Here is a 24,448-nt window from a genome sequence, read left to right on the forward strand (position 1 = left end):
CGTTGGCGTGCAGTGTGTGTCTTTACTGTACTTGGTGGCGAGGGGCCCGTCGCCGGGCACCCCCGCCTGTGGAGAGACGCTGGAGCGTCACTCCCCCGCGTTCTTCGCGATGATCTCCTCGGCGACCTTGGCCGGGACCTGGCTGTAGGTCTCGAAGGTCATCGAGTAGACCGCACGACCAGAGGTCTTCGACCGCAGGTCGCCGACGTAGCCGAACATCTCGGACAGCGGCACGCTCGCGCGGACCACCTTGACGCCCGAGGCGTCCTCCATCGAGGCGATCTGGCCACGACGGGAGTTCAGGTCACCGATGACGTCGCCCATGTACTCCTCCGGAGTACGGACCTCGACGGCCATGATCGGCTCGAGGATCGCCGGACCGGCCTTGCGGGCCGCTTCCTTGTAGGCGATCGAACCGGCGATCTTGAACGCCATCTCGGACGAGTCGACGTCGTGCGCCGCGCCGTCCTTGAGGATGGCCTTCACGCCGACGGTCGGGTACCCGGCCAGGATGCCGACCTGCATGGCGTCCTGGATACCGGCGTCGACCGACGGGATGTACTCACGCGGGACGCGACCACCGGTGACGGCGTTCTCGAACTCGTAGACCTTCTCGGCCGTGACTTCCATCGGCTCGAGGGCGATCTGCACCTTCGCGAACTGGCCGGAACCACCGGTCTGCTTCTTGTGCGTGTAGTCGTAGCGCTCGACGACCTTGGTCAGGGTCTCGCGGTAGGCCACCTGGGGCTTGCCGACCGACGCCTCGACCTTGAACTCGCGCTTCATGCGGTCGACGAGGATGTCGAGGTGGAGCTCGCCCATGCCCTTGATCGTCGTCTGACCGGTCTCGGCGTTGAGCTCGACGCGGAACGTCGGGTCCTCTTCGGCGAGCTTCTGGATGGCCGTGGAGAGCTTCTCCTGGTCGGCCTTCGTGTTCGGCTCGATGGCGACCTCGATGACCGGCTCCGGGAACGTCATCGACTCGAGGACGACCTGGTTGGTCGGGTCGCACAGGGTGTCACCGGTGGTGGTGTCCTTGAGACCGATGACCGCGTAGATGTGGCCGGCGGTCACGTTGTCGACCGGGTTCTCCTTGTTGGAGTGCATCTGGAAGATCTTCCCGATGCGCTCCTTCTTGCCCTTGGTCGAGTTGATGACCTGGGCACCCGACTCGATCGAGCCCGAGTAGACGCGGACGTAGGTGAGACGACCGAAGAAGGGGTGCACCGCGACCTTGAACGCGAGGGCCGAGAACGGCTCCGACGCGTCGGGCTTGCGGATGATCTCCTTCTCCTCGTCCTTGACGTCGTGGCCGATCATCGGCGGCACGTCGAGCGGGGACGGGAGGTAGTCGATGACGGCGTCGAGCATCGGCTGGACACCGCGGTTCTTGAAGGCCGAGCCGCACAGGACAGGGTAGACCTCGGACGCGATCGTGAGCTTGCGGATCGCAGCCTTGATCTCGTCCTTGGTGAGCTCCTCGCCGCCGAAGTACTTCTCGAGCAGGGCGTCGTCGGTCTCGGCGACGCGCTCGATCAGCTTGGCGCGGTACTCGTCCGCACGGTCCTTGAGGTCCGCGGGGATCTCCTGGACCTCGTACTGGGCGCCCATGGTGACGTCACCCTTGGAGTCGCCCGGCCAGACCTTGGCGTGCATCTCGATGAGGTCGACGATCCCGACGAAGTCGTTCTCGGCGCCGATCGGGAGCTGGAGCACGAGGGGCTCCGCGCCGAGGCGGTTGATGATGGTGTCGACCGTGAAGTAGAAGTCGGCGCCCAGCTTGTCCATCTTGTTGACGAAGCAGATGCGCGGGACGTCGTACTTGTCGGCCTGACGCCAGACGGTCTCGGACTGGGGCTCGACGCCCTCCTTGCCGTCGAAGACGGCGACCGCACCGTCGAGCACGCGGAGCGAACGCTCCACCTCGACCGTGAAGTCCACGTGACCGGGGGTGTCGATGATGTTGATCTGGTTGTTGTCCCAGAAGCAGGTCGTCGCGGCCGACGTGATCGTGATGCCGCGCTCCTGCTCCTGCGCCATCCAGTCCATCGTGGCAGCGCCGTCGTGGACCTCACCGATCTTGTGCGTGATGCCCGTGTAGAACAGGATGCGCTCGGTCGTCGTGGTCTTGCCGGCATCGATGTGCGCCATGATGCCGATGTTGCGGACCTTGTTCAGGTCGGTGAGCACGTCCTGTGCCACAGGGTTCCTCCGGAAGAGTTGTAGGAGAGGTTGGCGTCCGTGCGGGCGCCGGGGTTCATGACCACCGGCGCCCGGACGGTGCCGGGACTACCAGCGGTAGTGGGCGAAGGCCTTGTTCGACTCGGCCATCTTGTGCGTGTCCTCACGGCGCTTGACCGCGGCACCGAGACCGTTCGACGCGTCGAGGATCTCGTTCATGAGACGCTCGGTCATCGTCTTCTCGCGACGGGCCTTGGCGTACGAGGTCAGCCAGCGGAGCGCGAGGGTGTTCGCGCGGTGCGGCTTGACCTCGACCGGGACCTGGTAGGTCGAGCCACCGACGCGGCGGCTGCGGACCTCGAGGGTGGGACGGACGTTGTCGAGCGCCTTCTTGAGCGTCGCGACGGCGTCCTGCTGGTTCTTGGCGGAAACGCCTTCGAGGGCACCGTAGACGATGCGCTCGGCGAGGCCCTTCTTGCCGTCGAGCAGGATCTTGTTCACGAGCTGCGAGACGATCGGTGCGCCGTAGACCGGGTCTGCGACGACGGGACGCTTGGGGGCGGGACCCTTACGAGGCATTGGCTCAACCCTTCTTCGCGCCGTAGCGGCTACGTGCCTGCTTACGGTTCTTCACGGCCTGCGTGTCGAGCGCACCGCGGATGATCTTGTAGCGGACACCGGGGAGGTCCTTCACACGACCGCCGCGCACGAGCACCATCGAGTGCTCCTGGAGGTTGTGGCCCTCACCGGGGATGTAGGCCGTGACCTCGGTGCCGTTCGAGAGCTTGACACGAGCGACCTTGCGCAGTGCCGAGTTCGGCTTCTTCGGGGTGGTGGTGTAGACGCGGGTGCACACACCACGCTGCTGGGGGTTCGCCTTCAGGGCGGGCGCCTTGGTCTTGGTGACCTTCGGCGTACGACCCTTGCGAACCAGCTGCTGAATAGTAGGCAACTGTTCTCCTGGTTCTTCGCTCGTGTTCTCCGGCCGGCGCGGTCCGCCGACTTCCTCGTCCCACGCTGATCACCGCCTGACGGCGGATGACGAGTGGGGGACGGAGTGTTCCGGCCGACCGTTGGTCGGACCGGACTTTTCGGGCACGCCCGAAGGCGCACACCCGGAAGAGATTACCCGCGTAACCCGGCGAAATCAATCCGGGCGCGTCGCCCTGGAGGCGCGTGACGAGTGCCCTGGGCGAACAGGCGTCGCGTGGGTGGTCACGCGGGGCGCGGGGCGCTCCGCCCGGCCGGGCGCGGTGGACCGGACCCACGGCCGCCGGACGGACGCGGTGGACCGGACCCACGGCCGCTGGACGGACGTGGCGGGCCGGCACCGCGCCTCCTGGACGCACCGGGCGCCGTCGTGCGCGGCGTCAGGAGCCCGTGTCGGACGAGCCATTGCCCACCGCCGAGCGGAACGTCGCCCCCGCGTCCGTGAACTCCGTGACGTACCCGCTGGCGTTGACGTTCATCGGTCCGGCGGACGCCGTGCCCACCCCGCCCGGGCCGGAGATGTCCGCCGTGAACGTGGCCCGGCCGAAGGACGTCGTCGTGACGAGCCACCCGTTCGACACCCACCCGCCGATCGACACGGTGGGGCGGGTGTCCAGCGTCCACTTCTGGTTCGTGTACGTGTAGGCGGCGTCCTGCCCGTAGGCGTAGAAGCTGCACCCGGCCGGTGCCGCCTCGGTCGAAGCGATGCAGCCGTCGACCCACGCGTCCACCGCCGCCTGGGCGGACCGCTTGCCCGCTGCGGTGAGCTCCGTCGTCATCGAGACGGGGCTCGAGGCGGTGCCCCCGAACCCGGTGACCGTCGCCGTCGCGGCCTTGGCGGAGTACCACTCGCCACCGTCCACCGCCACGTCGTACGTGCCGGGGAGGGCCGTGAGCGTCGCCGTGCCGTCCTTCGACGTGACCACGGACTGCCCGGCCACCGACACCTTCGTGCCCGTGGGGCCGCGCAGGCTGACGTCCACCGCACCGAGCCGCGGTGCCTCGAGCTGCCAGACCGGGAACACGCCCCAGTCGGTGCCCGTCTTGTCGAGGGTGAAGGTGGACGAGACGTCGCGCCCCGCCTGCCGCAGGTACGCCGTCACCGTGGCGGTGTCGCCGTCCGTACGCGTGGCGGCGATCCGGTACCCCGTGACGCGGTCCTTCGCCTTCGCGTAGGCGGCCTTGGTGAGGAGCAGGTCGCGTTCGTCGTGCTCGATGCCCGCCGCGTCGAGCGCGGCGCCCACCCGACCCGCCGTGAGGTCGTCGAGGAAGGCACGGACCGGACGATCGGCGGCGTGCGTCGACGTGCCGACCGAGTAGCCGACCACGCCCGCGACCAGGAGCAGCACGACGGCCGCGCCACCCGCGACGATGCTGACGAGCCGACCGCGACCGAGTGGCCGACGGGGCGGGGGTTGCGGTCCGGACGCCCCCGCCGGTGGTGCGTCCCGCGTGCCGCGGATCGAGTCCACGGCCGGGACGGATCCCCATCCGTTGGCCTGGTGCTGGTCGGTCATCGGTCCCCCGTCGTCCTGTGGTGCTGCAGGAAGACTACCGGCGGGCACCGTCATCGCCGGGCTCCGGGCGCACCCCCGACGCGCGCGACTGGTGCCGTGCCGCGGCGATCCCGCCGACGACGCACAGGAGTGCCACGACCACCGAACCGACGACGAACGGGCCGAGTGCGTAGCCGGCCGGGAACACGAGCAGCTCGGTGAGGTCGCTGCGGACCAGGCTGTAGCCGACCGCCCCGACGCCGAGCATCACCAGGTAGCAGGTCGCCGCGGCGACGAGGCCGGTGACGCCGGGGTTGCCCTCGCGGGAGCCGACCGCGGTCGCGAGGAACACCACCACGGCACCGCCGAGCACCATCGCGGGGCCGAGGTACGGGGTGGCGTCGGGCTGGGAGATGACCTCGACGTCGGCGAGGAGGGCCTCGAAGCCGGTCACCGCGATGACGAGCGCGATGAACAGGATCGACGTCATCGTCGCGATCAACCACCGGGACATGCGGTGATCGTATCGCTGGCGGGGCTCAGGCGGGGGTGGCGTCTGCGCGCTGCGGCTCGTTCGCGTGCGTCTGCTGGTCGGCGTGGGTCGCCTGGTCGGCGTGCTCCTGCGCTGCGAGCTCCTGCTGGTCGGTGTGCTCCTGCGCTGCGGCGACGAGCGCGAGGGCGATCGTGGCCGTGATGACCGGGATGGACTCGGTCATCGGCGCGGCTGCGGTCGGGGCGTCGGCCGTGCTGGTCGCGTGCGTCGCGTCGGTCGCGTGCGTCGCGTCGGTCGCGTGCGTCGCGTCGGTCGCGCTGGTCGCGTCGCCGTCCGGGCCCTGGAGGCGCGGCGCGGGTGCCACGGCGAGCGTCGCCTCCGCCACGTGGTCGCGCAGCGCCGGTCCGACGATCGGCAGGACCGCCGTGGTCGCCGGCGGCTCGGCATGGAGCACCGGCGTCTCGGTCGACGGGGCACCCCGCTTCGCCGCACGACGGGCCTTCGCCATCTTGACGAGCACGACGACCGCGACGATCGCCCAGATGCCGTTCACGATCGTCGACGGGACGGCGTGGTGCGCTGCGACGTTGATCGCCACGGCGAGCCCGCCCACGAGGTTGAACAGCTGGTACACCGGGCCGTTCGGGAGCTTGCCCATCGAGAAGAGCAGGTAACCAGCAAGGACGGTTACGGCTCCGAACCAACCGAGGAACTCCACGATTCCAGCCAACACGCGCGACTCCGGGCACGACGAGGAACGGCCGTTTCGAGCGACCGTTCGAGAGAGGGACGAGCAGCCGCGAGCGCGGGCTCAGGAGCATCGTAAGCACAGCGGGAGGCCGTGCGGAAGAGGGTGCGGCGTGGCGCGTCGGACCCCAGTTGGTGGGGGTCGGATCAGCCGTTCGTGGCGGGGTCCGCGAGCACGTAGACGTACCCGGAGAGCGACCACGACTGGTCGGCCATCGGGTCGCCTCCCGAGTCGGAACTCGTCGCCGCGACCCCGTTCACGAGGAACAGCCGCTGACCGTTCTGCACGTTCTTCGTGAAGGCGAGTGCCTGGTCGTACGACCCCTTGACGGCCGCCGTCACGGGCACGACCACGAAGTTCGCGCTCGTGATCTGGGCGTCGCTGTGCGGGGCCGGCGCCTCGGGCGTCGCTGCGGCTGTCGGCGCTGCCGACGCGGACGCCGTCGACGACGGTGACGCACTCGCGGACGGGGCCGGTTCCGCCGCGGCCACTGGGGCGTACGCCTTGGGGTCACCGATGGTGATCGACGTGACCGTGACGCCGCTGGCAGCGCCGGCGCCGTTCAGCTGGTTCAGCAGCGAGGCGGTGTCGGTCGAGGACGGGACCGACGCCCGCAGGGCAGCCAGCTCGGCCTTCGTCGCGTCGAGCGACGCGTACGCCTCCTCGAGTCGGTGGAGTTCGGCGCGGTTCCGGGCGTTCGTCGCGTCGATGTCAGCCTGCTGGGCGCTGTTGTCGGACGCCTGTGCGAGTTGCGGCTGTGCGCCGAGGAACCATCCGCCCGCGAGGACGGCCAGCGTCGCGGCCAACGCGATGATGAGGGAGAGACGGTTCTTGTTCACTTCGATCCGTCCTTCGTGTACTTGCCGTCGAACGCTTTCGCGCCGAGGTGCGCCTGGATGGTCGCCGAGTACTGCCCCGTGTCCTCCTCGAGCGCGACCGAGGTGATCGTCGAGTCGACGTAGCCACGGAGCTGCGAGAGGCGTGCGGTCCAGTCCGGGACCGAGGGGATGCTCGGGCTCTGGATCGTCAGCTGCATCGTCGCTGCGCGTGACCCCTGCAACGGGACGGTCGACTGCGCGAAGGACTCCGTGGAGTCCGCCGAGTCGATCGTCATCGCGGTGATGGAGACGCCGGCGGGGAGCACCGACTTCAGCTGCGCGAGTGTCGAACTCCAGTCGATCTCGGTGGAGCCACCGACGGACTGGGCGGCTTCGAGCAGGGCTGTGTCGTTCTCGGCCGAACGGACCTCCGAGTAGCGCTGCTGCTGCTGCAGGAGCGAGGTGGTCTCGTTCTGCGCGGACAGGTACGACTGCGCCGTGTCGAGCTGGTGTACGTACGCGCCGCCGGAGCCCAGGGCCGCGACCGCGGCGGCGACGATCACGCCGAGCCAGGCCCGCCGCGCGATGGCCCGTTCGCGGCGCTCCGTGTGGACCTCGGGCGGGAGGAGGTCGACCCGCGGCTCACGCCCCGCGATCGAGGTGGACGCCGTCGTGCGCGGGCCGCGCGGAGCGCGACCCCGTCCGGGTCCAGGTCCGGTGGTGTCCTCGGGCGCTGCGGCCCGGATGTCGGTGGCGGTCATGCTGCTCGACTCCCCACTGCCAGCCCGTAGGCGACGGCGATCGCGTCCTCGTGGTCCGTCACGTCCTGCACCGGGATCGACCGTGCGAGGTCGACCCCCGCGAAGGCCGAGCCGCGCTGCACCGGGAGGTGGGTGTGCGCGGCGAGCGCCTCCGGGAGGCCGACGAGGCGAGCGCCACCGCCCACGAGGACGATGCGCTCGACGTGGTCGCCCGGGCGCGTGTTGACGAAGTAGCTGATCGTGTTCCGGAGGCTCGCGATGAGCTCCGTGACGGCGTCGGCGATGACCGACACGGCGCGCGCGTCGTCCGGCGTGCGAGCGCCCGTACCGATGCCGAGGTGCCGCTTCACGACCTCGGCCTGTCCGAACTCGATGTCGAGCGCTGCCGCGAGCGTCTTGGTGACGTCGTTCCCGCCCGTCGGGATGATGCGGACGAACTGGGGGACCCCGTCGCTCACGAGGACGACGGTCGTCGTGTCGGCGCCGAGCTGGACCAGCGCCGTGGTGCCGTGCAGCCCCGGCCGGCCCACGAGGACGCGGGTCAGGGCGAACGGGATGAGGTCGACGCCGACCGGGTTGAGGCCAGCGAGCTGCGCGGCCTTGACGTTCGCGAGCACCGCGTCCTTGATCGCCGCGACGAGCAGGCCGTGCACGACGGGACCGTTGTCGCTCATCGCCTCGGCGGTCGGGTAGAAGTCGAGGATCGCGTCGCCGACGGGAACGGGGAGCATGTCCTGCACCTGGAACGGCAGGCTCTCGCGGATCTGCGCCAACGGTGCGGCCGGGACGGTCAGGTCGCGGGAGAGCACGCGTTGGTTGCCCATGCCGAGCACGACGTCCTTCGAGCGGAACCGGCCGATGGACCACAGGGAACGCAGTGCCGACGCGACCGTGTTGGGCTCGAGCACCTCGCCACGGCTGACGGCGTCCGGCGGGGTCGGGACCTCGGCGAACCGCAGGACGGTCGGGCGTGCGCGGTCGGCGTTCGCGACCTCGACCGCGCGGATCGAGGATCCCGCGATGTCGATGCCCACGATGCTCTTGCCCATGTTGCTGCTTTCGTCGAGGAGTGGTCGGTGGAGGAGGCGTCAGGCGAGTCCGAGGACCCCGAGGTAGGCGGTCCAGAGAGCGTGTCCGTAGACGATGCCGATCCACGCGCCGATCAGCATCGACGGCCCGAACGGCACGCCACCGCGCCATCGCGCACGTCGTGTGGTGACCAGCGCGATCGCGACGGTACCTCCGACCACGAAGGCGCCGAAAGCACCCACTGCGAGGGGTCCCCATCCGAGGTACGCGAGGACGAGCCCGAGGACGACGGCGAGTTTCACGTCGCCGAGCCCCATCCCGCCCGGGACCGCGACGGCCAGCGCGAGGTAGGCGCCGCCCAGGACCACCGCCCCGATACCCGCCCGGCCGAGGGCCGCGAGGTCTCCGCTCAGCACCGAGACGACGACCAGGAGGACGACGAGGACCACGGCGGACGGGTAGACGATCGCGTTCGGCAGGGTGTGCGTCTCGAGGTCGATCAGCGCGAGGGCGACGGAGACCGCCATGAGGTAGAGCAGAGCCGCGAGGAGGATCGCCTGGGCCGCAGGGACACGAACGGGTCCGATCACCACGGGTCCGGAGACCGCGACGTCCGCGACCGCGACGAACAGCAGTGCGGTGGACAGCTCGACGATCGGGTACCGAGGCGAGATCGGCTCCGCGCAGTCCCGGCACCGTCCGCGCAGGAGCACCCAGGAGAGCACTGGCACGTTGTCCCGACGCCGGATGGCGTGTCCGCACCCGGGGCAGGAGCTCGGCGGCGACACCACCGAGAGGCCGGCGGGGACGCGGTGCACGACGACGTTCAGGAAGGAGCCGACGAGCAGGCCGAGCACGCCGGCGAGGACGACGACGATCGGCAGGACCTCGCCCACGCCGATCACCTGCACGCCCCCGTGCTGGTCGTCGCGCACGAGCCGTCCGCCTTGAAGGCCGCCTGCACCTCCACCTGCGTGGTCACGCCGTAGGAGGTCGACACGGGTTGGAGGAACTTCGGCGGCGCAGTGGTCAGCAGGCGCTGGTCGTAGACGTAGTTCTTCGAGAACCCCGTGCTGCCCGTGGTCGCGACGGGTCCACGCCAGTTCTGCGCGATGGAGCCGATGACCTTGAGCACACCCAGCTTCGACCCGATGTCGTAGTTCTGGTTCCAGAACGTCCCCGCGTTGCTCGCGATCGCCGCACTGATCGTCAGGGACTCTCCGCCGGAGCGGTTGAGGAGTCGGACGCCGCTCTGGTTGCAGCGTGTGGTGTCGGTGACGTTGCCGACGCCCCACTGGTAGACGGTCGGGTAGGAGGTGCAGCGTGCGGGGTTGTAGACCTCGACGGCGTTCTGCCCGACCAGTCCGAGGATGTCGTTCGTCGCGCTGACGTAGGTGATGTCGTCCGTCACCCAGATGGTGCCGGACGACGCGATGGTCATGGCACCGGCGAACGCGCCGCTGACGAACACGTCTCCCGCCGAGCAGCTGTACGTGTCCGACGCCGACCCGGTCTGTGCGTACGAACCCGACGTGCCGCCGTTGATCCACTCGCCGGCGGCCGGGAAGCCCTGCCCGTTGCTGAAGGGCTGGTTCGTCGTGGTCGTCGTGGTCCCGTTCGATCGCACGGTGACCGTCGTCGTGCAGTACGTGTTCGTGTACTTCGAGGGGAACGTGTTCGCCGCCCAGGAGTTGGCGTTGTTCGAGGCGGTCGGCACGTCCTGGACGTACATGAGGTTCGCCGGGAGGGTCGTGATGGTGGCACCGGCAGCGCTCTGCAGGTCCGAGATGGTCCCGCACAGTGCGGCGGACTTCGCGAGGTCGGCTCCCGCCTTGACCTCACCGGTCGACGCGACCACCTGGATCTGCGTCGCCTTGGACCACGGTGACCAGACGGTCATCTTGCCGTTGCCGAGGAACGACACCCGCGTCGGCCCGGTGTAGAGGCAGCCGGGACGAGGGACCGTGGTCGGGGTGTCCGTGCGGGTCTCCTGCGACATGTTCGAGTTCAGCGCGGGGAGCCCGAGGTAGGGCACCGCGGTCGCGGCGCCGCCGTTGAACACGCCGCTGCACGTCCCGCTGGACGGGCGGACGCTCGTGTCGTGCTGCTCGACGGTGCCGTTGAACACCGTCGAGCAGGCCGCGGTGAACACGTCGTTCGTCCGGATGGGACCGTTCAGGACGTCGGTCCCGGCGAACTGCACCGCCTGGCACTTCGTCCCGCTCTGCCACTGGTACATGGTGGTGCAGGAGCTGCCCGAGATCGCCGGGTTCGACGATTCGTAGTTCGTGAAGTAGAGGTAGTTGATGAAGCCGTCGCCCTTGAGGTTGGCGACCAGGGACCGCACGCTGCCGCCCGACTTGCCGGTCACGCGGACCTTCAGGACGCCCTTCGAGGAGTAGTTCGAGTTGTCGACCTCGTACCGGTACCACTGGTCCGTCGACCCGACGACCCCGGCCCACTTCGAGAAGGCGTCGTTGCCGTTCTGTCCGCTGAAGGTCGACCCGCTGTCCTTGCTGAACTGCGCGTCGGCGTTGCCGTAGAGGGCGTACCCGTTGTCGTTCGAGAGCTTCGACTGGTAGTCGGCGAGCCCCGCGTACGCGGCGGCGATCGCGTTCTGGAAGTTGCGGTCGGTCGCCGACTTCACGGCGCCGGACGTCGACACGGCGATCATGGTCGCGACGAGCAGCATCATGACGGTGCCGAAGATGAGCACGTTGGCGAGGATCATGCCCCGCTCGTCGCGCTGGGCCCGGTCCAGGAGTGCGTGGATCCGCCTCACGGGGTCCCTCCGGTGTTCGTCCCGTAGACCACGTTGAAGAGGTACAGGGTGTTCTGGATGTGGGTGTTCCCGGACAGGCCGGCCGTCGACGAGCCGAGCTCGAGGTTCACGCGCACGGCACGGACGTTCCCGAGCTGCGTCGCGGCGAGCGTGCCGTCCGACTGCGTCGGGACGGTGGTGCCGTTGGCCCCGAGGTACTCGAACAGCGGGTCGCCGTCGACCGTGGGGGACGCGACGGGTCCACCCACGACGACGCTGCGCGTCGGGGTCTGCGTGGTCGCGGGGAACGTCCAGAAGCCGTTGTTGGCGGTGCCGTCCCACTGGTCCAGGACGATCCGCTTCGCAGCGTTGACCGAGTACCGGATCTGGACGGGCTTGTCGGTGCTGTTGCCGTCCAGGTTGATGTAGGCGTAGAAGGTCGTCCGCGTCGGCGCGGCTTCCGTCAGCGCCGCGGCGTAGCTGCCGTCCGCCTTCGGCAACAGGCTCGCCGCGTGGACGTACCGGGTCAGCGAGTTCATCACGATCGACGCCGACCGTGCGTTCTGGTCGGACGTCGTGTTCGTCGAACCGGCCCGGAGCGTGGCGGTGAAGAAGCCGCCGACGGCGACGAGGATGACCATCGCCACGCTCACCGCGACCAGCAGCTCGGAGAGCGTGACGCCCGACTGGTCGGCGTGCAGCCGACGGAGGGCCCCGGTCACGACGTCTGCCCTCGTGGGTCGAGCGTGAGCGTGTTGTCGTAGCTGATGACCACGAGCGCGCTCTTCTGGTTCACGCGGCCGCTCGTGACCGCGTTCACGTTCGAGGCGTTCGAGGCGATCTCGTTCTTGGTCGTCGCGCCGAAGGACGTCCCCGAGTAGAGGGTCCAGGTCCCGAAGGGCAGGGCGATCGTCGCCGTGTCCGCTGACGAGAGCGGGAACTTCATCGTCATGCCGGCGGAGCACCCCGGGTCACCAGCAGCGGGGTTCGAGGACGACACCGCGGTCACGTAGCGGCTCTTGACCCCCTTCACCGTCGCGACGCCCATCATCACGGACGCCGAGGACGGCACCCCCGGTGACGTCTCGATCGTCCCCGGTGCCGAGCCGACTGCCCCAGAGGGATTCGGTGTCGACCATGCCGACGGGTTCGGGCTGAGACAGCTCGAGGACGACGCCGAACTGTTCGAGTACGGACCCGCGTAGACGGTGTAGCCCGACGTGAACGGGAACACCGGCAGGCTCGGCGTCGAGGCGGACGTGACGGCGAGCGAGGTGCTGGTGACGTCCCACGGCTTGACCGTGTCGAGGCCGCCGACCGTCGAGGAGAGCACCGTCACCATGTTCGTGGGGAGCGTCGCGTTGTAGCCCTTCGCGTACTGCAGCGTCAGCTGGCTCGCGCGGTCGTACACGAACGGGACCGGTGAGCTCGCGCCGGCGGAGACGGTGATCGGCGACTGGGAGGACGGCTGCGCCTGGTTCGTGTCGATGCCACCAGTGGTGTTCGCGGTGACCGTGTAGTCGCCGGGCGCCACGTTGACCGCGTAGGAGCAGCCCTGTGCGTCGGTCGGCTGGACCGCCGTGGTGAGCGCGGAGCCACCGCCGCCGGAGACCGGCGTGACGGTGATGCCGACGCCCGCGTACGGGGCACCGGACGCGGTCGCCACCGAGACGATGAGTGTGCCGTAGCCGGGGTCGGTCACGGCGTCGCTCGGGGCGATCGCCGAGGTGACCGAGGTCGAGCTCGTGCCGCCGCCGCGCGGGTTCGGCCAGCTCACGGTCTCGACGACGCTCTTGTAGGCCAGCTTGCCGGTCGATGTCCCGCAGGCTCCGGTCGCACCGTCGCTCTGCACCCAGGACACCGCACGGTCGATCCGGTACTCGACGTTGCCGACCGTCTTCCGGTTGTCGGCGCCCGCCTTGCCGACGACCTTGAAGATCCCGGCGGTCGACGCCGCGGCGGTCTGCCGGAGCGTGTCGATGTCCTGCGAGGCCAGCGCCACCGCGGTCTCACGGCCGCGGGTCGTCTGGGTGAGCTGCAGGGTGTTCGCGATGCCGTAGGCGATGCCCACCGACATCACCGCGAACACCATCATCGCGACCATGACCTCGATGATCGAGAAGCCGGCCTCGCCGTCGCGCTCGTCGCGCGGGCTGAGGACGTTCCGCAGTCGTTGGATCATGGTCACCTCCTGGTCGGTGTTCGGGTGAGCGAAAGGGCGGTCCGTCCGACGACGGACCGCCCTTCAGGCGATCAGTTGGTTCAGCAACCGCCGGTCTTGACCGACGTCGACTCCGTGATGCTGAAGGTGTTGTTCGCGGACGACGTCTCCTGGATGCAGAAGGTCGAAGCGCCCGCTGCCGGCGCCGTGCCGTACTTGAGGTCCTTGGTTCCGTCGCTGACGGTGAGTCCGTACTTGCCGAGCTCGGTCGTCGCGGCGAGGAACTTCTGGCCGGTCGTCGAACCGTCCGGCAGCGCGCCCTTCTCGGTCTGGTAGGCGATGACCGCGGTCTTGGCGTTCGCGAGGTCGCTCTTCGCCGCGGAGTCCTTCGCGTTGTTCTGCACGTTGAGGTACACCGGGATGGCGATCGCGGCGAGGATGCCGATGATGATCACGACGACGAGGAGCTCGATGAGCGTGAAGCCCTTCTCGTCCTCTTCGAGGAGTCCCTTGCGGCGAGCCTCGAGCTTGCCCATGAGAGCGAAGTACATGGTGTTTCCATTCTTTCGGGAATGCGATGGGAAGATTGTTCGGGGCGTGCTCGCCGCCGCTGACAAGAGTATTCAGGGCCAATTCCGGGCGGAATCCCGAGAACGGGGGGCAAGTGGGGAGCGAAATACCCCCACTCCCGGGGGCAGTGGGGGTAATTCCTCCCCCGCACGAGGGGTAGCGGAAAGTCGCTCCTACTTGATGAGGGACGTGATCTGGAAGATCGGCAGGTACAGCGCCACGATCATCCCGCCGACCACCACGCCCAGGAACGCGATGAGCAACGGCTCGATGAGGGCGGTCAGGGACTCTGTGGTCGCCTCGACCTCGGCGTCGTAGAAGATCGCGATCTTCTCGAGCATGACCTCGAGCGAACCCGCGTCCTCACCGACCGCCATCATCTGCGAGACCATGCTCGGGAATACTTTCTCATTTGCCAGCGGTGCGGAAATCGATTCACCTTTCCGAACGCTTTCCGCAACCCGTTCGAGTGCTTTGTGCCCGACGAAGTTGTTCGAGACTTCACCGACGATCTGCAATGCCTGCAGAATGGGGACGCCGGCCCCGATCATGTTCGAGAAATTGCGTGCGAACCGCGCGATGACGATCTTCTTCGTCAGCGGGCCGAACACCGGCAGACGCATCATCAGCGGGTCACGGACGGCGCGGAAACGATCGGTGTTCTTGTTGGCGCGGAACCAGAGCCACCCGACGACGACCGCGACGGCCAGCACGGGTCCGAGCCACCGCATCGCGTGGGACATCGTCACGAGGATCTGCGTCGGCACCGGCAGCTGCCCGCCGAGGCTCGAGAACATGTCCTGGAAGATCGGCACGATGAAGATGAGCATGATGACGACCGCGAGCAGCGACATCACCAGCACGACGACCGGGTAGGTCATCGCCGACTTGATGGTCGACCGGAGCTTGTGCTCCTTCTCGAAGTTCGTCGCGATGGAGTCCATCGCCTGGTCGAGGAAGCCGCCGGTCTCACCCGCCCGGATCATGTTGATCATGATCGGGGGGAAGTCGACCGGGTACTTCGCCACGGCGTCGGAGAAGGAGACACCGCGCTCGACGTCGTCCCGGACCTTCCCGAGGATCACCTTGAGCTTCTTGTTCTCCGTCTGGTCGGCGAGGATCGACAGCGCGCGGAGCAGGGAGAGCCCCGACGTCAGCATGGTCGACGCCTGACGCGACATGATCGCCAGGTCCTTGAGCCCCACACCCTTCTCGAACCCCGGGATCTTGATCTCGGTCTGCAGTCCGGTGCCGGGCTTCGCCTCGGTGATGGCGATCGGCGAGACGCCCATGCCCCGGAGACGCTGGACGACCGCTCCTTCGGAGGACGCGTCGAGCCGTCCCTTGACGAGCTTCCCGGCGCCGTCGCGCCCCCGGTAGTCGTAGGCGAGCGACATCAGTGGCCTCCTGAGTACTTGTCGCCGAAGTCGATCTCGGACGCGGCGATCGCGGCGGCCGAGGAGTCGGACGGGGACTCGACGCGCTGCACGAGCCGGTCGAAGCCCTCGTGGTCGTGCACCTTCTCCATCGCGGCAGCCCGCGTGACGGTGCCGACGTTGACGAGCTCGGCGAGGTCCTGGTCCATCGTGTGCATCCCCATGTCACGCCCGGCCTGCATGGCGGAGGTGATCTGGTACGTCTTGCCCTCGCGCACGAGGTTCCCGATGGCCGGGGTGGTCCTCATGATCTCGGTGGCGACGACCCGGCCGGCACCGTTGGCCTTCGGCACGAGCGTCTGGCAGACGACACCCTCGAGCGTCGAGGCGAGCTGCGTCCGGATCTGCCCCTGCTGGTGCGGCGGGAAGACGTCGATGACGCGGTCGATCGTGCCGGGAGCGCTCTGCGTGTGCAGGGTGGCGAACACGAGGTGGCCGGTCTCGGCCGCGGTGAGGGCGACGGAGATCGTCTCGAGGTCGCGGAGCTCGCCGATCAGGATGACGTCCGGGTCCTGGCGCAGCACGTGCTTCAGGGCGGCGGCGAACGAGTGCGTGTCGGCCCCGACCTCGCGCTGGTTGATGATCGCCTTCTTGTGGTCGTGCATGAACTCGATCGGGTCCTCGACCGTCACGATGTGGTCGGCCCGGGTCTCGTTGACGAGGTCGATGAGCGCGGCGAGCGTGGTCGACTTGCCGGAACCGGTCGGCCCGGTCACGAGCACGAGTCCGCGCGGCAGCTTGGCGAACTCCCCCACGTGCTCGGGGATGCCGAGCTGCTTGAGGGTCTTGATCTTGGTCGGGATGATGCGGAAGGCCGCGCCCCAGTTCCCGCGCTGCTGGTAGTAGTTCACACGGAAGCGGTACTCGGGCGACAGCGAGTACGCGAAGTCGAGTTCCTGCTCGTGGTCGAACTGCCCGGCCTGCTCCACCGAGAGCAGGGTCTTGAGGGCGGCGATCACCTTGTTCCGCGCCCACGGCCCACCGGGGACCGCCGGTCGCAGGGATCCGTCGACGCGCACGGTCGGGGCCGCGTCCGCGGTGAGGTGGAGGTCCGACGCACCCTGGTAGACGACCTGGGCGAGCGCGGTGATGAGGTCGGGGTCGGCGACCTCACGCGCGTGGCGGGTGAAGTTGATCTCGTCGTGGCCGGCGGGCGCGGGCACGTGGGTGGCCGCGACGTGGGCGACGGTCGGGAGGATCGTGGTCGGTTCCGCAGGCACGACCGGCAGGTGCTGGGTCACCGCGTCGGCGTAGCCGTAGGACGCGGTCGACGGCGGGACGGCGGCGGACGGCGTCGCGGGGCGGGCGTGCGGCTGCGCGACCGGCACGGCGACGGGGTCGCCGGACGGCGCCGGCCAGGACCCGCTCGGGACGTTCGCGGAGGGCGCGGCAGCACCGGGGACGGGCGCAGCCGGAGCCGGCCAGGCGGTGTCACCCGACAGGTCGTAGACCGGCGCGGCCGAGGCGGGGGCGATCTGCGCCTCCACGGCCGGCGACGTCGGCTGCTGCGCCGCTGCGGCCGCGAGCCGGGCTGCGCGGCGACCGCCGATCTCGTTGCCGGGACGGCCGGGGTGCCACCCCGCGACCGGCTCGTCGCCGGGCACGGAGATGTCGTAGACGGAATCGGTCATCGTTCCACTCCCACGCCTACGCGACCACGCGCAGGATCTCGTCGATGCTCGTCATGCCGAGCTTGACCTTCTCCCACCCGTCCTGGCGGAGGGTGAGCATGCCCTGCTGCTGGGCGACGCGGCCGATCTCGGCGCTCGAGGCACGCGAGACGGCGAGGCGCTCGATCTCCTCGGTCACGGTCATGACCTCGTGCAGGGCGATGCGGCCGCGGTACCCGGTGTTCGAACACACGGCGCAGCCGACCGGGCCGAAGAACTCCGGCACGTCGGTGTCCTCGGTGCCCACGAAGCCGAGCGCCACGAGCTGCGCCGGCGTGTACTGCGCCGGGGCCTTGCAGCGGTCGCAGAGCCGTCGTGCCAGACGCTGGGCGACCACGGAGTCGAGTGCGGACCCGACGAGGAACGGTTCGATGTCCATCTCCGTCAGTCGCGTCACGGCCGACGGGGCGTCGTTCGTGTGCAGCGTGGACAGCACGAGGTGGCCGGTGAGCGAGGCCTCGATCGCGATCTGCGCGGTCTCGTGGTCGCGGATCTCGCCGAGGAGCACGACGTCGGGGTCGGACCGGAGGATCGACCGCAGGGCCGACGCGAACGTGAGTCCGGCCTTCGGGTTGACCTGCACCTGGTTGATGCCGGCCATCCGGTACTCGACCGGGTCCTCGACGGTGATGACGTTGATCTCGGGACGGGCGACCGCGTTGAGGGTCGTGTAGAGCGTCGTCGACTTGCCGGACCCGGTGGGACCGGTGACGAGGATCATGCCGTACGGCTTCGAGTAGGAGCGCTGGTACGCCTGGAAGTTCTGCTCGAGCAGGTTGAGGTCCTTGAGGGACATCGACGTGTTCGTGTTGTCGAGGATCCGCATGACGACCTTCTCGCCCCACACGGTGGGGAGCGTCGCGACGCGGAGGTCGATCTGCCGGCCACCGTGGCGCACCGACATGCGGCCGTCCTGCGGCTTCCGACGCTCGGCGATGTCGATGTCGCTCATGATCTTGAGCCGGCTGATGACGCCGTTCTGGATGTTCTTCGGCGCCGGGGCCATCTCGTGCAGCACACCGTCGATGCGGTATCGCACCCGGACCTCGTGCTCGCCGGGCTCGATGTGGATGTCGGATGCGTGGTCCTGGATGGCCTGGGACACGAGCAAGTTGACGAACCGGACGATCGGGACGTCGTCGAGCGCGCCGTCCGTGAGGTCGACCTGCTGCTGGGTCTGCGCCGATGCCTCTTCCTCGAGCGAGGAGGTCAGGTCGTTCAGCTCGTCGTCGGCACGCAGGTAGCGGTCGAGTGCTGCGGCGAGGTCGCGCTCGTCGACCTGCAGCGGCTTCACGGGGCGTCCGGAGGCGGTCCGGGCGTCGTCGATCGCCAGCACGTTCGTCGGGTTCACCATCGCGAGGACGAGGACGTCACCCTCGAACCCGACGCCGAGTACGCCGTGCCGACGGCAGAGGGCCGCCGGGAGCATCGACACCGCGGTGCCGTCGACCGGGTAGTCCGTGAGCGGGACGGTCTTGGAGTTGTTCGACGCAGCGCGCGCGGTGATGTACTGCGCCTCGCTGACGAGGCCCTGGTCGACGAGCGAGCGGATCGAACGGTCGTCGATCTCCTCGTCGCCGGTCATCGAGTCGAGGTGCTCGATCGGCAGGGCTCCGTTGAGGATGAGGATCTCGGACAGCGTGGCCATGAGCTGCGGAGCCTCCTTCGGGTCGCGCGCGGTTCGTGGGGACGAGCGCCGCAGGGGTTCGACGCCCGACCACGCTACGTCCGCACGGAACGGCCACCGCAGTCCCACAACGAGGGGGCGAGGGGGTGTTCGGTGGCCCCAGTGCAGGGGTACCCGCGGGTATCGACACCGCCGACGGCGTGCGCGCCGAGGGCCGCGACGACCCCCGTCAGAGGGTCGTCGACGCGGTGACGTGCACCGGCCCCGGGACGAACCCGAGCCGCTCGTAGATGCGTCCGGCGCCGGTCGGGTTCTCGGCGTCGACGTGCAGGACCGCGGCGGACAGCCCCTCGGCACGCATCCCCTGCAGCGCGGCGTCGAGGACGATCGGCGCGAGTCCCGTCCCTCGTGCCGCCCGCACGACACCGACCCAGTGCACGTACCCGAACGACCGGCCGCGAGCGGCGAAGCCGTCCGGATCCACCTCGACGAGTGCGAACGCCACGATCCGGCCCGCGGGGTCGACGACGACCCGGCCGAGGTCGAGCCGGGCCGTCGCCGCGGTGAGGAACCCGCGCCAGTCGGACTCGACCATCGGTTGCGATCCCCAGTGGTCGCGGAAGGCGTCGTTCTTCGCGATCCGCAGCGGCTCGATGTCGTCGGACGTCGTCGCACGCACGCTGTACCCGTCCGGCAACTGCGGGATCGCGGGCCCGGTGCGCTCGTCGAGCACCGCCTGCATGTCCACCCAGTGCCGGACCGGCTCGAACTCGAAGTGGGCCGCCAGACGTAGCGGACCGGTCCCCTGCGCGGCGCCGACCTCGATCGTCGCCGGGAGGTCGAGGTCGAGCGCGGCGAGTCGCTGCCGCGCGCGCCCGATGAGCCACGCGAGCACACGACGGCCGATGCCCCGGCCGCGCAGTGCGGGGTGGACCGCCCCCTCGAGCACCACGCGAGCGGCGGTGATGCGAGAGGGGACGTCGATGACGATGCCGTACGCCTGCACATGCCCCTCAGCATCGACGCCGACGAGGGTGTCCCGAGCGAGGTCGAGCCCTTCGGTGGAGAACGTCCGCTCCAGGCTCGCTGTGGAGGGACGAGCGTGTGGGTCGTCGACCGCGGCCGCCGCCACGGCGAGGGCGTGCACGGCCGCCAGGTCGTCCCGGGTCGCCGCCCGGAAGGTCAGCCCGGCGATCGGAACCGGGAGCTCGAGGTGGGCTGGGGCGGTGATCCGTTCGCGCAGCGTTGCCATCCGGCCAGCCTGCCATCGGTCACGGGCGCGACGGCGGAAAGTGCTCGACGCGCAGCCCTGCCCCGGGACATGATGAGTCATGGACATCACGAGCGTGACCGTGGGGCTGCCCGTCACCGACATCGAGGCGTCCTGCCTCTGGTACGGCGCCGTGTTCGAACGTGCCGAACCGGACCTCGAGCCCGACGAGGGCATCGCCGAGTACGAGGTCGGCGGCATCTGGATCCAGCTCTACGAGGACGCCGACGCCGAGGAGAACCCCGTGAGCGTCCGCTTCGGCGTCGACGACGTCGCCGCCCAGCACGCGCGCATCGGCGCACTCGGGATCGACATCGGCCCGGTCGAGTGCGTCGACGGAGCCGTCGACTGGTTCGACGTCCGCGATCCCGACGGCAACGTCCTGAGCCTGTTCTCCCTCGTCGACGAGACCGGCCGGGGCTCCGGACGCGACAACGGGGCGGACCGCGCGGTCTGAGCCGTCACGCCACCAACGGGAACGGCCCCCGCATCCGAGGATGCGGGGGCCGTTCCGGTGGAGCTCAGGCTCAGTTGTAGGTGCCCGGCGTGAAGTCGTCCGACGAGAAGCTGTCGAAGTCGACGAAGCTCAGGTCGGCGTCCGAGAACGACGAGTCGTCCGCGAAGATGCGGTTCGGGTACCGCTCCGCCTTCGCTTCTTCCGTCGCGTTCACGTCCACGTCGCGGTACCGGCTGAGGCCCGTCCCGGCGGGGATGAGCTTACCGATGATGACGTTCTCCTTGAGGCCGACGAGGTGGTCCTGCTTGCCCTCCATGGCCGCCTGCGTGAGCACGCGGGTGGTCTCCTGGAAGGACGCGGCGGAGAGCCACGACTCGGTCGCGAGGGACGCCTTCGTGATGCCCATGACCTCCTGGCGAGCGGAAGCGGTCTTGCGACCCTCCTGCAGCGCCGCACGGTTGAGCTCGTTGTACCGCGAACGGTCCACGAGCTCGCCCGGGAGCAGGTCGGTGTCGCCGTGGTCGACGACGGTGACCTTGCGGAGCATCTGGCGCACGATGACCTCGATGTGCTTGTCGTGGATCGGCACGCCCTGCGAGCCGTACACGTCCTGCACACCGTTGACGAGGTGCTTCTGGACCTCACGGACACCCTTGACGCGGAGGACTTCCTTCGGGTCGACGGTGCCGGCGATGAACTGCTCGCCGAGCTCGACGTGCTGGCCGTCCTCGATGAGGAGCGTCGCACGCTTCAGCACCGGGTAGATGAACGGCTCGTCACCGTTGTCCGGCGTGAGGATGATGCGACGACCCTTGTCGGTGTCCTCGATCGTGGCGCGGCCGGGGGCCTCGGCGATCGGGGACGCGCCCTTGGGGGTACGCGCCTCGAAGAGCTCCGTGACGCGCGGCAGACCCTGGGTGATGTCGTCGGCCGAGGCCGAACCACCCGTGTGGAAGGTACGCATCGTCAGCTGGGTACCGGGCTCACCGATGGACTGGGCGGCGATGATGCCGACCGCCTCGCCGATGTCGACGAGGTTGCCCGTGGCGAGCGAACGGCCGTAGCACTTCGCGCAGACACCGACGCTCGACTCGCAGGTCAGGACCGAGCGCACCTTGATGCTCTCGACACCGGCCGCGAGCAGCTTGTCGATGAGGACGTCACCGACGTCCTCGCCGGCCTCGGCGACGACCGTGCCCTTCGCGTCCACGGCCGGGGTGGCCAGGGTGCGGGAGTACACGGTGTTCTCGACGCGCGGGTCGCGCACGAGCTTGCCGTCGGCGCCCACGGTCGCGATCGGGAGCTCGAGCCCCCGGGTCGTGCCGCAGTCGTCCTCGCGGATGATGACGTCCTGCGAGACGTCCACGAGACGACGGGTGAGGTACCCGGAGTCCGCGGTACGGAGCGCGGTGTCGGCAAGACCCTTGCGAGCACCGTGCGTGGCGATGAAGTACTCCGCCACGGTCAGGCCCTCGCGGTACGAGTTGATGATCGGGCGGGCGATGATCTCGCCCTTCGGGTTGTTCACCAGACCACGCATACCGGCGATGTTGCGGACCTGGAGCCAGTTACCACGAGCACCGGACGACACCATGCGGTTGATGGTGTTGTCGACCGGGAAGTTGTCGCGCATCTCCTGCGCGATCTCGTTCGTGGCCTCGGTCCAGATCTTGATCAGGTCGGCGCGACGCTCGGCGTCGGTGATCAGACCCTTGTCGAACTCGCCCTGCACCTTGGCGGCCTGGACCTCGTAGCCCGCGATGATCTCCTTCTTGCGAGGAGGCGTCACGACGTCGGAGAGCGCCACGGTCACACCGGAGCGCGTGCCCCAGTAGAAGCCCGCGTCCTTGATCCGGTCCAGCGCGGCGGCCGTCTCGGTCTTGGAGTAGCGCTCGGCGAGGTCGTTGACGATCGCGGAGAGCACGCCCTTGTCGGTGACCTTCTGGACGAACGGGTAGTTCGCCGGGAGGGTCTCGTTGAAGAGCGCACGGCCCAGGGTCGTCTCGAGCAGCACGGTGTCGCCCTGCTCGTAGCCCTCGGGTGCTTCACCCTCGGCGAAGTGGACGTCCGCCATGCGGATCTTCACGAGCGCGTTGAGGTGCAGCGTGCCCTGGTCCTTCGCGAGGATGGCCTCGGCGACGGAGGAGAACGCACGGCCTTCACCCACGGCGCCCTCGCGGACGGTCGTGAGGTGGTGCAGACCGATGATCATGTCCTGTGCGGGCAGGGTCACCGGACGGCCGTCGGACGGCTTCAGGATGTTGTTCGAGGCGAGCATCAGGATGCGGGCCTCGGCCTGGGCCTCGACCGACAGCGGCAGGTGCACGGCCATCTGGTCACCGTCGAAGTCCGCGTTGAACGCAGCACACACGAGCGGGTGGAGCTGGATGGCCTTGCCCTCGACGAGCTGCGGCTCGAACGCCTGGATGCCCAGACGGTGCAGCGTCGGCGCACGGTTCAGCAGCACGGGGCGCTCGCGGATGATCTCCTCGAGCACGTCCCACACCTGCGGACGCGAACGCTCGACCATGCGCTTGGCCGACTTGATGTTCTGCGCGTGCGACAGGTCGATCAGGCGCTTGATCACGAACGGCTTGAAGAGCTCGAGCGCCATCTGCTTGGGCAGACCGCACTGGTGCAGCTTCAGCTGCGGGCCGACGATGATGACCGAACGGCCCGAGTAGTCGACGCGCTTGCCGAGCAGGTTCTGGCGGAAACGACCCTGCTTGCCCTTGAGCATGTCACTCAGGGACTTCAGGGCGCGGTTGCCGGTACCCGTGACCGGACGACCACGACGACCGTTGTCGAACAGCGCGTCGACCGCTTCCTGCAGCATGCGCTTCTCGTTGTTCACGATGATCTCGGGGGCACCGAGGTCGAGCAGGCGGCGGAGACGGTTGTTGCGGTTGATCACACGACGGTAGAGGTCGTTGAGGTCACTCGTGGCGAAGCGGCCACCGTCGAGCTGCACCATCGGGCGCAGCTCCGGCGGGATGACCGGCACGACGTCGAGCACCATCGCGGCCGGCGAGTTGCCGGTGGCGAGGAAGGAGCTGACGACGCGCAGACGCTTGATCGCGCGGATCTTCTTCTGGCCCTTGCCCTCGGCGATCTGCAGACGCAGCGCCTCGGCCTCGGCGGCCAGGTCGAACGCCTCGAGCCGCAGCTTGATCGCCTCGGCGCCCATGTAGGCGTCGAAGTAGATCCCGAAGCGGTCCTGGAGCTCGTGGAAGACGGCGTCCTCGGGCTTGAGGTCGCCCACCTTGAGGTTGCGGAAGTCCTCCCACACGCGCTCGAGGCGGGTGATGTCCTCGTCGAACGACTTGCGGACCTGGGACATCTCCTTCTCGGCGGTGTCCTTGGTGCGGCGCTTGACGTCGGCCTTGGCGCCCTCTTCCTCGAGCGCTGCGAGGTCGTCCTCGAGCTTCTTGAGGCGGTCGGCGATGATCGAGTCGCGCTGCCCCTCGAGGTTCTTGATCTCGAGGCGCATCTCGTTCTCGAGACCCGGCATGTCGGCGTGACGGCCCTCTTCATCGATGTCGATGATCATGTACGCCGCGAAGTAGATGACCTTCTCGAGGTCCTTCGGCGCCATGTCGAGGAGGTAACCGAGGCGCGACGGGACGCCCTTGAAGTACCAGATGTGCGTGACGGGCGCGGCGAGCTCGATGTGGCCCATGCGCTCACGGCGGACCGAGGACTTGGTGACCTCGACGCCGCAGCGCTCGCAGACGATGCCCTTGAACCGGACACGCTTGTACTTGCCGCAGGCGCACTCCCAGTCGCGGGACGGACCGAAGATCTGCTCGCCGAACAGACCGTCCTTCTCGGGCTTGAGGGTGCGGTAGTTGATGGTCTCCGGCTTCTTGACCTCGCCGTACGACCACTGGCGGATGTCCTCGGCCGTGGCGAGACCGATCCGCAGTGCGTCAAATGAAGTTGCTTCGAGCAATGTTCTTCTCTCTAGCTGGATTCGTTAC

Annotated in this window: 20 protein-coding genes; 1 reads left to right on the plus strand and 19 read right to left on the minus strand. The window is 68.8% G+C overall.

Annotated elements, in window-relative coordinates; genetic code table 11:
- Positions 1–87 precede the first annotated feature (87 nt).
- The 18 genes from fusA to JSX79_RS06840 all read right to left on the minus strand — a co-directional run bounded on the left by fusA (position 88) and on the right by JSX79_RS06840 (position 19,993).
- Entirely contained in the window at positions 88–2,202 is a 2,115-nt protein-coding gene (gene fusA, locus JSX79_RS06755) for an elongation factor G (protein ID WP_070417677.1), read from the minus strand.
- Between the two features lie 87 nt (positions 2,203–2,289).
- Entirely contained in the window at positions 2,290–2,760 is a 471-nt protein-coding gene (gene rpsG / locus JSX79_RS06760; protein ID WP_022903294.1) for a 30S ribosomal protein S7, read from the minus strand.
- A 4-nt stretch (positions 2,761–2,764) separates the two neighbouring features.
- Positions 2,765–3,133: a 30S ribosomal protein S12 gene (gene rpsL / locus JSX79_RS06765; protein ID WP_017885540.1), complete on the minus strand. Its 369-nt coding sequence runs from the start codon at positions 3,131–3,133 to the stop codon at positions 2,765–2,767.
- A 418-nt stretch (positions 3,134–3,551) separates the two neighbouring features.
- Positions 3,552–4,688 carry a hypothetical protein gene (locus JSX79_RS06770; protein WP_229085546.1) on the minus strand — a complete coding sequence of 379 codons (1,137 nt, stop codon included), beginning with the start codon at positions 4,686–4,688 and terminating at the stop codon, positions 3,552–3,554.
- Between the two features lie 34 nt (positions 4,689–4,722).
- Positions 4,723–5,181, minus strand: a complete 459-nt coding sequence (locus tag JSX79_RS06775; RefSeq protein ID WP_070417675.1) for a DUF6121 family protein — start codon at positions 5,179–5,181, stop codon at positions 4,723–4,725.
- A 25-nt stretch (positions 5,182–5,206) separates the two neighbouring features.
- The gene (locus JSX79_RS06780; RefSeq protein WP_229085547.1) at positions 5,207–5,878 is read right to left on the minus strand and encodes a hypothetical protein; all 672 of its coding nucleotides are present in this window, start codon (positions 5,876–5,878) and stop codon (positions 5,207–5,209) included.
- A gap of 176 nt (positions 5,879–6,054) precedes the next feature.
- A complete protein-coding gene (gene pilO / locus JSX79_RS06785; RefSeq protein ID WP_229085548.1) occupies positions 6,055–6,747 on the minus strand; it encodes a type 4a pilus biogenesis protein PilO in 693 nt (230 codons plus the stop codon).
- The gene (locus tag JSX79_RS06790) at positions 6,744–7,487 is read right to left on the minus strand and encodes a hypothetical protein (protein ID WP_229085549.1); all 744 of its coding nucleotides are present in this window, start codon (positions 7,485–7,487) and stop codon (positions 6,744–6,746) included. The genes pilO and JSX79_RS06790 overlap by 4 nt, the downstream gene beginning before the upstream one ends.
- Positions 7,484–8,536, minus strand: a complete 1,053-nt coding sequence (gene pilM / locus JSX79_RS06795) for a type IV pilus assembly protein PilM (RefSeq protein WP_070417672.1) — start codon at positions 8,534–8,536, stop codon at positions 7,484–7,486. The genes JSX79_RS06790 and pilM overlap by 4 nt, the downstream gene beginning before the upstream one ends.
- A 39-nt stretch (positions 8,537–8,575) precedes the next feature.
- Positions 8,576–9,451, minus strand: a complete 876-nt coding sequence (locus JSX79_RS06800) for an A24 family peptidase (protein ID WP_229085550.1) — start codon at positions 9,449–9,451, stop codon at positions 8,576–8,578.
- Entirely contained in the window at positions 9,418–11,247 is a 1,830-nt protein-coding gene (locus JSX79_RS06805) for a hypothetical protein (RefSeq protein WP_229085551.1), read from the minus strand. The genes JSX79_RS06800 and JSX79_RS06805 overlap by 34 nt, the downstream gene beginning before the upstream one ends.
- A 47-nt stretch (positions 11,248–11,294) precedes the next feature.
- A complete protein-coding gene (locus tag JSX79_RS06810; protein ID WP_071302480.1) occupies positions 11,295–11,999 on the minus strand; it encodes a type II secretion system protein J in 705 nt (234 codons plus the stop codon).
- Positions 11,996–13,459 carry a prepilin-type N-terminal cleavage/methylation domain-containing protein gene (locus tag JSX79_RS06815; protein ID WP_229085552.1) on the minus strand — a complete coding sequence of 488 codons (1,464 nt, stop codon included), beginning with the start codon at positions 13,457–13,459 and terminating at the stop codon, positions 11,996–11,998. The genes JSX79_RS06810 and JSX79_RS06815 overlap by 4 nt, the downstream gene beginning before the upstream one ends.
- An 80-nt stretch (positions 13,460–13,539) precedes the next feature.
- Complete coding sequence (locus tag JSX79_RS18630; protein WP_092385304.1) at positions 13,540–13,989, minus strand: type II secretion system protein; 450 nt, start codon at positions 13,987–13,989, stop codon at positions 13,540–13,542.
- Between the two features lie 192 nt (positions 13,990–14,181).
- Positions 14,182–15,405, minus strand: a complete 1,224-nt coding sequence (locus tag JSX79_RS06825; RefSeq protein WP_229085553.1) for a type II secretion system F family protein — start codon at positions 15,403–15,405, stop codon at positions 14,182–14,184.
- Positions 15,405–17,075: a PilT/PilU family type 4a pilus ATPase gene (locus JSX79_RS06830; protein ID WP_275951221.1), complete on the minus strand. Its 1,671-nt coding sequence runs from the start codon at positions 17,073–17,075 to the stop codon at positions 15,405–15,407. Before JSX79_RS06830 ends, JSX79_RS06825 begins: the two co-directional genes overlap by 1 nt.
- A 16-nt stretch (positions 17,076–17,091) precedes the next feature.
- Positions 17,092–18,762, minus strand: coding sequence for a GspE/PulE family protein (locus JSX79_RS06835; RefSeq protein ID WP_229085554.1), 1,671 nt, complete (start codon positions 18,760–18,762; stop codon positions 17,092–17,094).
- A 208-nt stretch (positions 18,763–18,970) separates the two neighbouring features.
- On the minus strand, positions 18,971–19,993 hold the full coding sequence (locus tag JSX79_RS06840) for a GNAT family N-acetyltransferase (protein WP_229085555.1): 1,023 nt from the start codon (positions 19,991–19,993) through the stop codon (positions 18,971–18,973).
- A gap of 79 nt (positions 19,994–20,072) precedes the next feature.
- Between JSX79_RS06840 and JSX79_RS06845 the strand changes: the two genes are divergently transcribed.
- Complete coding sequence (locus JSX79_RS06845) at positions 20,073–20,468, plus strand: VOC family protein (RefSeq protein WP_071295200.1); 396 nt, start codon at positions 20,073–20,075, stop codon at positions 20,466–20,468.
- A gap of 70 nt (positions 20,469–20,538) precedes the next feature.
- Here JSX79_RS06845 and rpoC read toward each other — a convergent pair whose 3' ends face one another.
- Positions 20,539–24,420 (minus strand): DNA-directed RNA polymerase subunit beta', encoded by a 3,882-nt coding sequence (rpoC, locus tag JSX79_RS06850; protein ID WP_070417663.1) that lies wholly within the window; start codon positions 24,418–24,420, stop codon positions 20,539–20,541.
- Positions 24,421–24,448 lie beyond the last annotated feature (28 nt).

This window comes from Curtobacterium sp. GD1, assembly GCF_020882855.1.
Taxonomy (GTDB): domain Bacteria; phylum Actinomycetota; class Actinomycetes; order Actinomycetales; family Microbacteriaceae; genus Curtobacterium.